Consider the following 13896-nt stretch of genomic DNA (forward strand, 5'->3'; position numbering starts at 1 on the left):
CACGGGGTGGGGTCATGACCTGCACCCCTCGCCGGGGTCTGCTCCGGCGGATAGACTATGCGGCCATGAGCGGCTCTTCTTTCGTCCACCTGCACAACCACACCGAATACTCCATGCTTGACGGCATGGCCAAGGTGGACATGCTCGCCGAGGAGGTTGTCCGACAGAAGATGCCCGCCGTTGGCATGACCGACCACGGTAACATGTTCGGTTCCGACGCCTTCTATCACGCCATGACTGATGCGGGGATCAAACCGATCATCGGCATCGAGGCGTACCTGGCTCCGGAGTCGAGGTTCAACAAGCAGCGCATTCGTTGGGGTGAACCTCACCAGAAATCCGATGACGTCTCGGCCTCCGGTGCATATCTGCACCAGACGATGATTGCGGAGAACGCCACCGGGCTGCGTAATCTCTTCTACCTGTCCTCGATGGCGTCCTACGAGGGGCAGCTTGGTAAGTGGCCCCGCATGGACGCCGATCTCATCGCGGAGAACGCCACCGGCATCATCGCTACGACCGGCTGCCCGTCCGGTGACGTCCAGACCCGCCTACGCCTGGGGCAGTTTGATCAGGCTCTCGAGGCTGCGGCGATGTGGCAGGACATCTACGGCAAAGACAATTATTTCCTCGAGCTGATGGACCACGGGATCGACATCGAGACCCGGGTCCGGCGCGAACTACTGGAGATCGGTAAACGCCTCGACCTACCGCCGCTGGTGACCAACGACTGCCACTACGTCGTCAAGGACCAGGCCAAAGCCCACGAGGCGATGCTCTGCGTGCAGACCGGCAAGACTCTGCACGATGAGGACCGGTTCAAGTTCGGCGGTGACGGTTACTACATCAAATCCGCCGAGGAGATGCGCTCCATGTGGGATGACACCGTCCCAGGGGCCTGCGACAACACCCTGCTCATCGCTGAGCGGGTCCAGGACTACAGCGAACTGTGGACGCCGCACACTCACGACCGCATGCCGATTGCTACCGTTCCGGACGGGTACACCCCCACCTCGTGGCTCACCCACGAGGTGATGGAAGGACTGAAGGAGCGTTTCAACGGTGGTCAGGTTCCGCAGGAGTACCTGGATCGGGCGACCTACGAGATCGATGTCATCGACGGCAAGGGCTATCCCTCCTACTTCCTCATCGTCGCGGAGCTGATCAAGCACGCCCGCTCGGTGGGAATCCGGGTCGGGCCAGGTCGAGGTTCCGCAGCCGGTTCGTTGGTTGCCTACGCCCTGACGATCACCAACATCGACCCCATCGAGCACGATCTGCTTTTCGAGAGGTTCCTCAACCCGGAACGTCCTTCCGCGCCCGACATCGACATTGACTTCGACGACCGCCGCCGGGGTGAGATGATCCGATATGCGGCGGACAAGTGGGGTGAGGACAAGGTCGCGCAGGTGATCACCTTCGGCACCGTGAAGACGAAGCAGGCGCTGAAGGACTCCGCGCGTGTGCAGTTCGGTCAGCCCGGTTACCAGATCGCCGACCGGATCACCAAGGCCCTGCCTCCGGCACAGCAGGCCAAGGACATCCCGCTGTCCGGGATCATGGATCCCTCACATGCACGCTACGGGGAGGCTCAGGAGGTGCGTACGCTCATCGAGAATGACCCTGATGTGCGTGCCATCTACGACACCGCACGTGGTTTCGAGGGCGTCATCCGCCAGGCCGGTGTGCACGCCTGCGCGGTGATCATGGCGAGCGTCCCGCTGCTCGACTGCATACCGATGTGGAAACGTGCCCAAGACGGCGCGATCATCACCGGCTGGCCCTATCCCTCCTGCGAGGCCATCGGCCTGCTGAAGATGGACTTTCTGGGTCTGCGCAACCTCACCGTCATCGGTGACTGCATCGAGAACATCAAGGTCAACCGGGGCGTCGACATTGACCTAGAAGCACTCACCACCGATGATGAGGAAACCTACAAGCTGCTCGCCCGCGGAGACACTCTCGGCGTGTTCCAACTCGACTCCGGCGGTATGCGTGAGCTACTGAAGCGGATGGAGCCCACCGGCTTCGACGATATCGTCGCCGCTCTCGCGCTCTACCGCCCGGGCCCGATGGGAATGAACGCGCACTGGGACTACGCGGACCGGAAGAACGGCCGCCAGCCAATCACCCCGATTCACCCCGAGCTGGAGGAACCACTCAAGGAAATCCTGGAGGACACCTACGGTCTGATCGTGTACCAGGAGCAGATCATGCGTATCTCCCAGAAACTCGCGAACTACACCGCCGGCCAAGCCGACGGGTTCCGCAAAGCCATGGGTAAGAAAAAGCCCGAGGTGCTGGCCAAGGAGTTCGTGAATTTCCAGGCGGGTATGCGCTCCAACGGCTACTCAGACGAGGCGATCAAGAAACTCTGGGACACCATCGAGCCGTTCGCCGCCTACGCGTTCAACAAGTCCCACGCCGCCGGTTACGGCCTGGTCAGCTTCTGGACGGGATACCTCAAGGCCAATTACACCGCCGAATACATGGCCGCCCTGCTGACCTCGGTCGCGGACAACAAGGACAAGTCGGCGATCTACCTCGCCGACTGTCGACACCTTGGCATCCGGGTGCTCTCCCCGGACGTCAACGAATCTCAGCTCACGTTCCAGTCCGTTGGCGAGGACATCCGCTTCGGTCTCGGGGCGGTGCGCAATGTCGGTGCCGACGTCGTCGCCTCCATCGTGAAGAGCCGTGAGGAGAAGGGGACGTTCGCGAACTTCTCTGATTACCTGGACAAGATCGACACCGGCCCCTGCTCCAAACGCGTCACCGAATCCCTCATCAAGGCCGGTGCCTTCGATTCCCTCGGACATCCCCGCAAGGGTTTGATGCTCATCCACGAGGAAGCGGTCGATGCCGTGATCACCACGAAGAAGGCTGCTGATAAGGGACAGTTTGACCTTTTCGCCGATCTCGGTGGACAGGACGAGACCCTCGCCAACGCGTTCGCGGTACAGGTACCGGACGAGAAATGGGAGCGTAAACACGAGCTCGCCCTCGAACGCGAGATGCTTGGCCTCTACGTCTCCGGGCACCCGCTCGACGGGTTCGAGCAGGCGTTGGCCGCGCAGACTGATACCCCGCTCACGACGATCCTCGCCGGGGAACTGAAGAACAAGGCCGAGGTCAAGATCGGCGGGATCATCTCCGCCGTCGACCGACGCTTCTCCAAGAAAGATGGCTCCCCGTGGGCGATCGTCACCGTGGAGGACCACAACGGGGCCTCCGTGGAACTGCTCGTGTTCAACAAGGTCTATGCACTGGTTGCGCCACAGATCGTGGAGGACAACATTATCCTCGCCAAGGCCCACATCTCGATCCGCGACGATCGCACCAGCCTGTTCTGCGATGATCTGAAGACGCCGGATCTTGGGCCGGGCAACGGCGCCGGGCTTCCCCTACGGCTGACGTTGCGCACCGACCAATGCACCATGCCCACCATAGCGAAGCTCAAGCAGGTGCTCATGGCGAACAAGGGGGACTCGGACGTGTACCTGAACCTGGTCGACGGCGATGAATCAACGGTGATGATCCTCGGGGAGCATCTGCGGGTCAACCGTGACGGAAACCTCATGGGTGACTTGAAGGCAACAATGGGGCCGGGGATATTGGGTTAGCTGACGGTATTCCGTCAAGTCACGGTCGCCGATGAAAGCACCGTTTTGAATATGCGGACGCGAACACTGAATCGATCGCCATTGAAGCAGGGGGTATCTTCTGCGAAACCAGTGTGATGGCGGGATACAGCAGCTCCGGGCCCGGGTTGAGGTGCTGTTCTGGGTGTTTCTTTCCCTTGGGACGTCCGAGCTTCCAGGTGAGATCCCTGTAGTGGGGTGGGGGATTATCGCTGGGATTGGAAGAGTCCTAACACCCATCCGGTGGTATGGCGACGGCGGAGGATTGTGGCGCAGTGATTGTCGGAACACGGTGACCTTGGTCGGGGAGCTCCATTTTCTTGCATCATGGTGCACGGAAAGCTGGGGTTGGGCGAACAGTCCCGGTAACTGCGGGGTGTGTTCCGGTGCCCGAGACCCGGAGATACGGAGATGATGTTGGGCGCACTACAATCAACGGTCATGACCGATCATCGAACCAATTCTGTCTCATCCGACCCTGTATCGACGGCGACCATGCCGATTCATGCTGCAGACATCCAGATGGCACAGGCGCGAATTTCCACGGTGATCGGCCCGACCCCGCTCCAGTACTGTCCCCGGTTGAGTGAGGAATCCGGCGCCGAGGTGTACCTCAAGCGCGAGGACCTTCAAGATGTCCGCTCGTACAAGATCCGGGGGGCCTACAACAACGTGGCTCAGCTTACCGAGGAACAGCGGGCGGCCGGGATCGTCGCCGCATCCGCCGGTAATCACGCACAGGGAGTTGCGTATGTGTGCCGGACTCTCGGGATCGACGGTCGGATTTTCGTGCCGGACCAGACTCCGAAGCAGAAACTTGACCGGATCCGCGTCCACGGTGGGGACCGCATTGAGGTCGTCGTGACCGGCCACAACTTCGACGAGGCCTCCGCCGCGGCACGGGCCGCGGCCGCGGAATCCGGTGCGACCGTCGTGGAACCTTTCGACGCGCGGAACACCATCATCGGCCAGGGAACAGTGGCTGCAGAGATCCTCTCCCAGCTCACGTCCCTGGGGAAGACCGCCGACAGCATCCTCGTACCTGTCGGTGGCGGTGGACTCATCGCCGGTGTCACGAGTTACCTCGCGGACATGGCCCCGCGCACCGCGGTCGTCGGCGTCGAACCCGCCGGTGCTGCATCCATGCAGGCCGCACTCGCGGCCGACGGTCCCGTCGCACTCGACTCCATCGACCCCTTTGTTGACGGTGCCGCCGTCAAACGGATCGGTGATCTTAACTACGAGGTGATCGACCGGAACCGTTCCCGGGTGCACATGATGAGTGTCAGCGAGGGCGCGGTCTGTACGGAAATGCTTGGTCTGTACCAGAATGAGGGGATCGTAGCGGAGCCCGCCGGGGCGCTCTCCGTCGCGGGGCTCAAGGAGTTCCGCCCCCGTAAGGGGGATGTCGTGGTGTGCATCATCTCAGGCGGTAACAATGATGTGCTGCGCTACAACGAGATCGTGGAACGTTCGCTCGTTCACCGTGGGCTCAAGCACTATTTCCTGGTTGATTTCCCGCAGGAACCGGGGCAACTGCGCATGTTCCTCGAGGAGATCCTCGGGCCGGACGACGACATCACGCTGTTCGAGTACCTGAAGCGTAACAACCGGGAGACCGGAACCGCACTGGTCGGTCTCCAGCTCGGTGCCGCCACGGATCTTGACCCGCTGCTCGAGCGGATGGCGCAGTCGCGGATCGGGTGCCGCCAGTTGCAGCCCGGAACCCCGGAGTACCACTTCCTCACGTAGCGCTCCACCGGTTTGTCGAGGTCGGAAGCGGTCGTGTTATCTGAACTAGGTAAGCACACTCGGACCGACCCCGGAAGAACCCGTGACAGATACCGCTCAGGCCCACCCGCGACGCTGGTGGGGACTCACCGTCCTCTGCTTCGCCATCGCTGTTCTGGCGATCGACACCACCGTACTCAACTTCGCCGTACCGGCGATTGCCGCGGACCTTGACCCGTCCGCGACGCAGATGCTGTGGATCATCGACGTCTACGCCTTCGTGCTGGCCGCGCTCCTCATCACGATGGGGACGCTCGGCGACCGGGTGGGACGCCGGAAGGTGCTTCTCATCGGGGCGGGACTGTTCGGTGGGGCCTCGGTGCTCGCCGCCACGGCCCAGACGCCCGAATGGTTGATCGTCGGGCGTGCACTCCAGGGTGCCGCCGGGGCGACGCTCATGCCGTCGACGCTGTCGCTCATCCGGGAGATGTTTACCGACTCCCGGGAACGGGCACGTGCCGTATCGGTGTGGGTGTCGGTGTACGCCGTGGGTGCCGCCATCGGCCCCGTGCTGGGCGGCTATCTGCTCGGGCACTTCCACTGGGGTTCCGTGTTCCTCATCAACGTGCCACTCGTCGCCGTGATCATCGTCGGGGGACTGGTGAGTCTCCCGGCGTCCGCCGGGAAGAACGGTGCGGCATTCGACGGCCCCGGCGCCGTGTTGAGTATTCTCGCGTTGTTCACCCTCGTCTATGTGGTGAAGGTCGTGCCCGTCGAGGGGATCGACGTCTGGGTCCTCGCGTGCGCGGCAGTGTGCGTCGTCTCCGCCCGTCTGCTCGTCCGGCATCTACGGACCACGGAGACACCGCTGATCGACGTCGAGCTCCTCCGCAACCGCGTCTACGCGACGGTCGTCGTCATCAACGGGGTGTCGATGTTCCTCTACATCGGGGTGCTGTTCTACCTCTCCCAGTACCTGCAGACGGTGCTCGGATACACCCCGCTCGCCGCTGGTCTGCTCATGTTCCCCGGGCTGATCGCCTCGGTCCTCGCGACGCTGGTCACCGGTCGGCTCATGGTGCGGATCCCGCCCCGCCCCCTGCTCGTCGCCGCACTGATCCTCGCCGCCGTGGCGAGTGTCATCTTCGCCGCCGACGCCCTCGGCATGGGGGAGCACCTCGGCGGCTCGGGCCCGTGGCTCGCTATCGGATTCACGGTCCTCGGCATCGGCTGCGGCATGATCGACCCCGTCAGCAACGACTACATCCTCACAGCGGCACCACCCAGGCGCGCCGGTGCCGCCGCCTCACTGTCAGAGACCGGCTACGAGCTCGGTGGGGCGTTCGGTACCGCGGTACTCGGCGCGACGGTGATGGGGGTGTTCGGCCACCGGCTGGCCGTGACAACCGATCTCCCCGAGACCGCCGGAGACTCCCTCGTGCGCGCCCACCATCTGGCGGGCGGGAACACCGACCTCATCGCCGCCGCGGACCTGGCGTTCCGCTACGGGGTCGTCGCCGCCAGCGCGGTCGCCGCGCTCGTGGCGCTCCTGACCGTTCTCGTCGCGAACCGGACTCTGCGAGAGTCGGACTGAGACCGCAGGAAGCATCTTTCTCGCTGAGCGGGAGTCAGCGTTTGATGAGCGCGAAGCCCCAGGCATCCAGCGTCGTCGTATCTGTCTGGACCTCGGGCGCGGTGAACGAGTAGATCAGTTCACCGCCGACCTCGACCTCGATCGGCTGGTCGGAGTAGTTACCCACGAACACCACGTCGCCACGGTCGACCGCCACCCACCGGTCACCGTGGGTGACGCCGACGTCAGGCAGCCACGGGCGTGCGAGCCGGTGCTCGTGGCGGAGCCGGAGCAGCGTCCGGTAGGCCTCGAGGATGCCACACTGTTCGGTGGTGAAGTCCCAGTCCAGCTTCGAGGCTTCGAACGTCGCGGGATCGGAGGGCTCCGGGATCTCCTGCTCATCCCAGCCCCAGCGGGTGAACTCGCGCTTTCTGCCTTCACCGGTGAGTCGATTCAGCTCGTCGTCGGTGTGGGAGCAGAAGAACGCGAACGGCGTCGTCGCACCGAACTCCTCTCCCATGAACAGCATCGGGGTGTAGGGCGAGGTGAGGATTGTCGCAGCCTTGAGTACCTGCTGGGCGGGGGAGAGGTTCATGCTTGGCCGGTCCCCGGTGGCCCGGTTGCCCACTTGGTCATGCGTGGTGGTGTAGGTGACGAAGGAACTAGCCGGGGTGAACTCCCGGTTCACCGGACGACCGTGGCGCTTGCCCCGGAACGTCGACATCGTGCCGTCGTGGAGGAACACCTCCCGCAGTGTCTTTGCCAGGACCTCAGTGGTGCCGAAGTCCGCGTAGTAGGCGTGGCGTTCCCCGGAGACGAGGGTATGCAGTGCGTGATGGATGTCATCGTCCCACTGGCCGGCGATACCGTAACCACCGGCCTGGCGTGCGGTGACCAGGCGGGGATCGTTCTGATCCGATTCGGCGATGAGACTGCGCGGCACACCTGTCGCTGCGGATACCTCGGTAGCCATGATCTGCAGTTCCTCCAGTAGATGCAGGGCACCCGGATCGTGATAGGCCTGCACCGCGTCGAGGCGTAACCCGTCGACGTGGAAGTCCTCGAACCAGCCGCGTGCGGCGTCGATGATGTACCGGCGCACCTCGTTGCTGTCTGGTCCGTTGAGGTTGACCACGTCACCCCAGCCGGTGGAGCCACCGGCGGTGTAGGGGCCGAAGAATCCGTTGTAATTTCCGTCTGGGCCGAAATGGTTGTAAACCACGTCGAGCATCACTGCGATACCCCGATTGTGAGCGGTGTCCACGAGTTTCTTCAGTCCTTCGGGACCGCCGTAGCCCGCATGGACCGCGTGCCACAGCACGCCGTCGTAACCCCAGTTCCGGTTGCCGCCGAAAGGCTGAACCGGCATGAGTTCGATGGTGGTCACACCCAGATCGACGAGGTGGTCGAGTTTGTCTACTACACCTGCGAAATCGCCGGTGGGGGAGAAGGTGCCCACGTGGAGTTCGTAGATCACCTGGCCGGGGAGATCACGGCCCGTCCAGTCTCTGTCGGACCACGGGTAGGTGTCCTCCGGGACGCGGGAAAGTCCGTGGATACCGTCCGGTTGCTCGGTGGACCTGGGATCGGGCCACGGACCGGACCATTCGTTGTCCTTGTAGACCCGGTACCCGTAACGCATACCTGGTTCCGGGATCAGGGGTGTCTCCGGTGTCCACCAGCCGTCATCGATCTGCCGCATCGGGTGGGTGGTGTCGTCGACGATGAGCTGGAGGTCGTCGGCGTAGGGGGCCCAGACTGAGAAGTTTCGCATGCACCCAAGGCTAGGCGAGTCTGCTAGTTCCGGCACAATGGAGTTCATGTACCGCCTTCCCGCTCCTGATGTGGTCACCACCACCGAACTCGAGATCAAACGGTCCCGGTTCATTACCCTGATCACCAGGGCTGCGGATGAGGAACGGGCACGGGCGTTCATCGCCGAGGTCCGTGGCATGTACCCGGATGCTCGCCATCACTGTAGCGCCTACATCCACCACGTGGATGGTGCGAATCCGGTCGAGCGCTCGAGTGATGACGGGGAACCGTCGGGAACCGCTGGTGCGCCGATGCTGGAGGTACTCCGTGGATCGGGTCTTCTCGACGTCGCGGTGGTCGTCGTCCGTTATTTCGGCGGCGTCAAGCTCGGAACAGGTGGGCTGGTACGCGCCTACTCGGACGCGGTGTCCGGTGTACTGGAGCGAGTTCCGGTGGTGACCCGGGCGCGGCGTGAGTTGTACGCGGTGACTGTAGGTCATGCTGACGCGGGCCGTCTGGAATCAGAACTGCGTAACCGGGGGATCGATGTGACCGGTACCGACTACGGGGCGCAGGCGACAATCCACCTCGCGGTGGAACCCGGGGGCGGAGAGGTGCTGACCGGAACCCTGGCGTCCGTGACACAGGGAACCGTGGCGCCGGAACGGTTGGGCACGGAGTGGATTGAACTCCCTTGACGGAGTGACCGATAGACTTGTTTCCCATGAGTATTGAAAAATATCCGAGGAACCCGATTGAACAGCGGAAACACGCGGTCCGGAAACACGCGCGGGCCGGTGTGGTGTGTGTCGGTGGTGGCGTCGTCGGAGGCATTGTCCTGGCGCTCGTCGCGTCGAGCTGGTTCTGGTTGATCCTGGGGCTCATCGTCGCGGTCGTCGGGGGGTTCTACAACTGGCGACGCATCCAGGCGATCACAAGCCATCGGGATGACTACTGACGATGGCCGGTGGCACGCAATCCGTGGAAGAGACCGGGCCGGTTCGCGTTGATGCGTGGGTCTGGGCGGTCCGGCTACTGAAAACCCGTCAGGCTGCCGGTCAAGCCTGCAAGGCGGGACATGTGAAGGTCAACGGTGGAGCGGTGAAACCCGCCCAGCAGATTGTTCCGGGTGATCGTGTCAGGGTGTGGGTGAACCATCGACTGTATGAGGTCGAGGTGACTCGCACCATCCGGAAACGTGTCGGTGCCGCGGTTGCCAGGACCTGCTACATTGACCACTCGCCGCCGCCACCGCCGAAGGAGGTATTCGCTTCGGTGCCGCGACGTGACCGGGGAGCCGGGCGCCCGACGAAGCGGGAACGACGGGAGACGGACCGGTTGCTCGGTAGAGCTCCCTGACCGTCTCACATCGCAGCTCACATGCTGGAGCCTGCGGGCGGGAAGTTGGCGCCGAACCCGCGGAAGAAGTCCGCTACGGACAATGCCCACACGTGGATGGCGTCGGCGAGGTCGGGGAAATTCTGGATGGAACTCATGTTATTCATCTACTCCTTGTATCCGATGCCGCAGATGTACTGCGGTGTCGTTGCAGTGTGTCCGTTCAGTCAGCCGATGATGTGATCAGCTTCCATTACCTTAAGGCGTTGCCTGAGCCGAGCGGCCCGGCTCGCCGCGCGGGTACCTGTCTTTTTTGTTCGTTCGATGTGTTCCTTGCCGAAACGACGCAGTAGCAGATCATCGATGATCCGCACCTGGCCGGGGGTGAACCGGTAGCGCATGCACTTCTGCACCGCGTCGATGTCCGTCTCATCGAGAAGATGCCGTAGTTCTCCGACGGTGGTGATTCCGTTCGCGGCGAGGATCTCCTCCAACCATACGTAGTACTCGAATTTGGACCTGGGGAAACGGTTTCCCACGAGAACCGCGAGTACTCCGGGGAGAGTCTCGGCGGATAGCTCCACGTCACCGGTGGACCCGGGTGCGTCACCCTGGATTGAGGCGATGAGGTCGAACTGCTGGTCTGCCAGTTCGATCAGGCCCGCTGTCAGCGTGAACGCCCGGTCGACACGTGGATCGAGGCTCTGCCCCCCGCCCTTGTACCGAATATCGTGCTCGAATTCCGCCCACGCATGCTGCAGGACGGTACGCACCTGAACCTCGAACCGGAGTCCCGCGTAGTCGGTGAGTTCGGATGCCGTATCGCTTGTTCCATCGACGCTGACGATGAGATGGTGGGAGCCGTATCCGAAGGAACCGGATACCCTGGTTTCCGCTGTCTTGTCCACCGATCGGTGGACGGTGAACGCCTCCCGCAGAACACTGATCACCTGGGGGATCTCCGTGGAGTGGTACACCGTGACCCGGACACCGAGGATGTCGTGGATGTCTGCCCACGGGTCGGGGTAGATAGGTTTACCAACGCCGTCTGTCTTGTAGGCCTTGGCCTTCAGTGAACGCCATTCTTTGACCCGTACGGAGACACGGTCATAGGTGACACCGGACTCCGCGAGAAGGTCCTCGATCACGTCCCGGAACTCAGCCGCAGCACGCGGGTGGGCACGGACCCAGTCCGCGTAGCGCTGGCCAAGTTCGGAGATTCTCTTGGCACGTCCTCCCATCAGCGCTCTCCGGGCTCCCTGACCAGAAGAGCTGCTGGAAGAAGGGTGAACAGATCCGTGGCAGCCTGCACGCCGGTGAACGTCCTCCCGGTCAGGCGGTCGGTCCAGGTTCCCTCGGGAAGGGTTACCGTGGTTCCGTGCCAACCACCGGCGGTGGCGAGACGCAGGGGACGACGGACCGCGAGGGCGATGACCTGGACATCCCGTTCTTCCGGACCGCGGGCGATACCGACGACGTGTGATTCGGCGGGGCCGACCGCGAAGACCGCCTGGTAATCACCGCCGACGAAACAGTCGGGATGGTCGCGGCGGACCTCCAGTGCTGCCTGGACGACAGCCTGTTTCGCCATGCTCGCCCGGACCCGGAGATGCGGATATGTGTCCTCGGCCTCCTCCGGGGTGAGCGCGAGACTCCCACTGTCAGTGCGCGAGGTTGGAACGGAGACACCGGCGGACACCGCGGAATCACAGACCGCGGTGACGGGACTGTTCGCCGTGGTGAGGAGATCCAGGGTCTGACTTCGCGCCGTGTAATCGACGAATCGCCGGTTATCGGGGTCCACCAGGGAATCATCCAGGAACTCGGTTCCCTGGTAGACGTCGGGGATACCCGGGCCGATCAGTTGCAGGAGCTTTCTTCCGAGGGTGATCTGGACGGCCGCTGCTGCGAGCGGTTGGGCGTAGCTCGCTATTCGGTCGGTCGCAGGTCCGGAACAGAGCGCGTCGATCCAGTCTGAGACCGATTGTTCGAAACTCTCGTTGACCTCGGTCCATGTGGTGTGGACCCCAGCCTCGCGGATCGCCTTAGTGGCGTACGCCTGGAAACGTTCACGGACGGAATCTGTCATCTCGCCGTCTGCGGGCCACACCCCGATGAGGTTTTGCAGGAGGAAATGCCCCGTTGCGCCGTCCGGCGGTGGTGTGATGGCGGTGACCTCGCGGACGAGTTCAGCGAAGTCACCGGGGATGTCCGTCATCTCGATGATCCGGGCGCGCACGTCTTCGCCACGTTTCGTGTCATGGGTGGACAATGTGGTCATCGTCCGGGGCCAGAGCACACTGCGTTCCTGCTGGAGCAAGTGGAACTCCGCGGGGCCGACTCCAAAGCGCCCAGGTGCGCCGCCGACTTCCTGCAGAGCGACGAGACGGCAGGCCCGGTAGAAGGTGGTGTCTTCGACGCCTTTGGCCATCACTGCACCACACACCTGCGCGAAGCGGACGGCAGCTTCCCCATCCGCGAGCAGGCCGGCGGTGATCAGGTCGAGAGCATCCCGACGGGAGGGGAACCGGCGGGTCATCTCCGCCACGACGGTCGCGGTGACCCTGGACAATGAGATGTAGTCGGCGCGGTAGACGGGCATCGCGGCAACAAGTTCCATAATCGTGTCCGTGAGTACCCCCTCACTCACTCCGTCGCCGGCGGTTGAGAAGTTGTCGCGGCGAACTGCCCGGGCCAACCGGCGGATCTCCGCGGCCAGTTCATCGGCGGCCACGGACCGCTTGAGTGCGTGTTCCGTGGCGGTTACCGCGGCTTCGTCCCATGCGGAGCCAGATTGTTGCATCGCCAGCATCGAGAGTGTGTCTTCCGCATCGCGGGAGATGAAGACGCCGTCCAGCTCGCGCAATGCGTCGTACCCGGTCGTTCCGTCGACATCGAGGCGAGGATCGAGGGGTTCATCGACACCGAGGATCTTTTCGACGACGAGCCAGCGGTCCTCGCCGATCAAGGCCCGCAGGCGTCCCAGATAAGAGAAGGGGTCGGACAATCCGTCAGGGTGGTCGACCCGGACACCGTCGATGAGGTCTTCCGCAATCAGCCGGGACAGGACACGGTGGGTGTGCTCGAATACCACCGGATCCTCCTGGCGGACCCCGGCGAGCCCGTTGACAGAGAAGAAACGGCGGTAACCGATGATCCCGGACTTCCAGTACATCAGACGGTAGCTCTGGGCGTCATGGACTGCGACAGGATCACCGGCATTCTCCGTGCCTGGACGGACCGGGAAGACGTTGTCGTAGTAGCGGAGAACGGGTTCACCGTCGATCTCATCCAGGGTGAGTTTCTCGGCGTCATCCTCGGCACCGAGAACCGGCAATCCGAGTTTCCCACCCGCACCATTGTCGTTATGCCAGTCAATGTCGAAGTAGCTCTCATACTCGCTGTCGCGACCGAGTTTCAGCACATCCCACCACCAGGTGTTCTGACGGGGATCGTCGACGCCCAGGTGATTTGGGACGATGTCGATGATGAGCCCGAGCCCGTGTTCCCGGGCGGTTTCCGCGAGACTACGCAGACCGGTTATACCGCCGAATGCCGGATTAACCTCGGTCGGATCGATGACATCGTAGGAGTGCGCGGAATCCGCAGGAGCGGTGAGTATGGGGGAAAGATAGAGGTGACTGACCCCCAGTCGTGCCAGATACGGAACCACCGCCTCGGCGTCGGCGAAACCGAAGGACCGCCCGGAGGGATCAGCATCGGGGCCTCGAAGCTGCAGGCGATAGGTGGCAGTGATGGGACGGCGGGTCATGATTCTCCTGGATGGGGGATTGGTACGGGCACCGGGGCGCATGCGTCCACCACTGTAGCCCGCGAAGCGAGGCGAGTAAGCACGGC

9 protein-coding genes are annotated in these 13896 nt (G+C 63.1%); 6 read left to right on the plus strand and 3 right to left on the minus strand.

The features are described 5' to 3' along the window. Window positions 1–65: 65 nt before the first annotated feature. The 3 genes from dnaE (at window position 66) to QWU43_RS01925 (ending at window position 6966) form a co-directional block, all read left to right on the plus strand. The gene (gene dnaE / locus QWU43_RS01915) at window positions 66–3623 is read left to right on the plus strand and encodes a DNA polymerase III subunit alpha (RefSeq protein ID WP_370913851.1); all 3558 of its coding nucleotides are present in this window, start codon (window positions 66–68) and stop codon (window positions 3621–3623) included. Between the two features lie 459 nt (window positions 3624–4082). Further along, window positions 4083–5393 (plus strand): threonine ammonia-lyase IlvA, encoded by a 1311-nt coding sequence (gene ilvA / locus QWU43_RS01920; protein ID WP_370913852.1) that lies wholly within the window; start codon window positions 4083–4085, stop codon window positions 5391–5393. An 82-nt stretch (window positions 5394–5475) separates the two neighbouring features. After that, window positions 5476–6966, plus strand: a complete 1491-nt coding sequence (locus QWU43_RS01925) for an MFS transporter (protein WP_370913853.1) — start codon at window positions 5476–5478, stop codon at window positions 6964–6966. 34 nt (window positions 6967–7000) lie between these two features. Here QWU43_RS01925 and treZ read toward each other — a convergent pair whose 3' ends face one another. Continuing rightward, window positions 7001–8719, minus strand: a complete 1719-nt coding sequence (treZ, locus tag QWU43_RS01930; protein ID WP_370913854.1) for a malto-oligosyltrehalose trehalohydrolase — start codon at window positions 8717–8719, stop codon at window positions 7001–7003. 37 nt (window positions 8720–8756) lie between these two features. Here treZ and QWU43_RS01935 point away from each other — a divergent pair, with 37 nt between their 5' ends. The 3 genes from QWU43_RS01935 to QWU43_RS01945 are packed head-to-tail and all read left to right on the plus strand — an operon-like array spanning window position 8757 to window position 10059. Further along, on the plus strand, window positions 8757–9398 hold the full coding sequence (locus tag QWU43_RS01935; RefSeq protein WP_370913855.1) for a YigZ family protein: 642 nt from the start codon (window positions 8757–8759) through the stop codon (window positions 9396–9398). 26 nt (window positions 9399–9424) lie between these two features. Next, window positions 9425–9658 (plus strand): hypothetical protein, encoded by a 234-nt coding sequence (locus QWU43_RS01940; protein ID WP_370913856.1) that lies wholly within the window; start codon window positions 9425–9427, stop codon window positions 9656–9658. A gap of 2 nt (window positions 9659–9660) precedes the next feature. Next, entirely contained in the window at window positions 9661–10059 is a 399-nt protein-coding gene (locus QWU43_RS01945; protein WP_370913857.1) for an RNA-binding S4 domain-containing protein, read from the plus strand. 206 nt (window positions 10060–10265) lie between these two features. Here QWU43_RS01945 and QWU43_RS01950 read toward each other — a convergent pair whose 3' ends face one another. Together QWU43_RS01950 and treY are read right to left on the minus strand one after the other, a co-directional pair. Next, window positions 10266–11279 carry a GTP pyrophosphokinase family protein gene (locus tag QWU43_RS01950; protein WP_370913858.1) on the minus strand — a complete coding sequence of 338 codons (1014 nt, stop codon included), beginning with the start codon at window positions 11277–11279 and terminating at the stop codon, window positions 10266–10268. Next, complete coding sequence (gene treY, locus QWU43_RS01955; RefSeq protein WP_370913859.1) at window positions 11279–13810, minus strand: malto-oligosyltrehalose synthase; 2532 nt, start codon at window positions 13808–13810, stop codon at window positions 11279–11281. The genes QWU43_RS01950 and treY overlap by 1 nt, the downstream gene beginning before the upstream one ends. Between the last annotated feature and the right edge of the window lie 86 nt (window positions 13811–13896).

It is taken from the genome of Corynebacterium sp. CCM 9204, from assembly GCF_041357695.1.
GTDB lineage: Bacteria > Actinomycetota > Actinomycetes > Mycobacteriales > Mycobacteriaceae > Corynebacterium.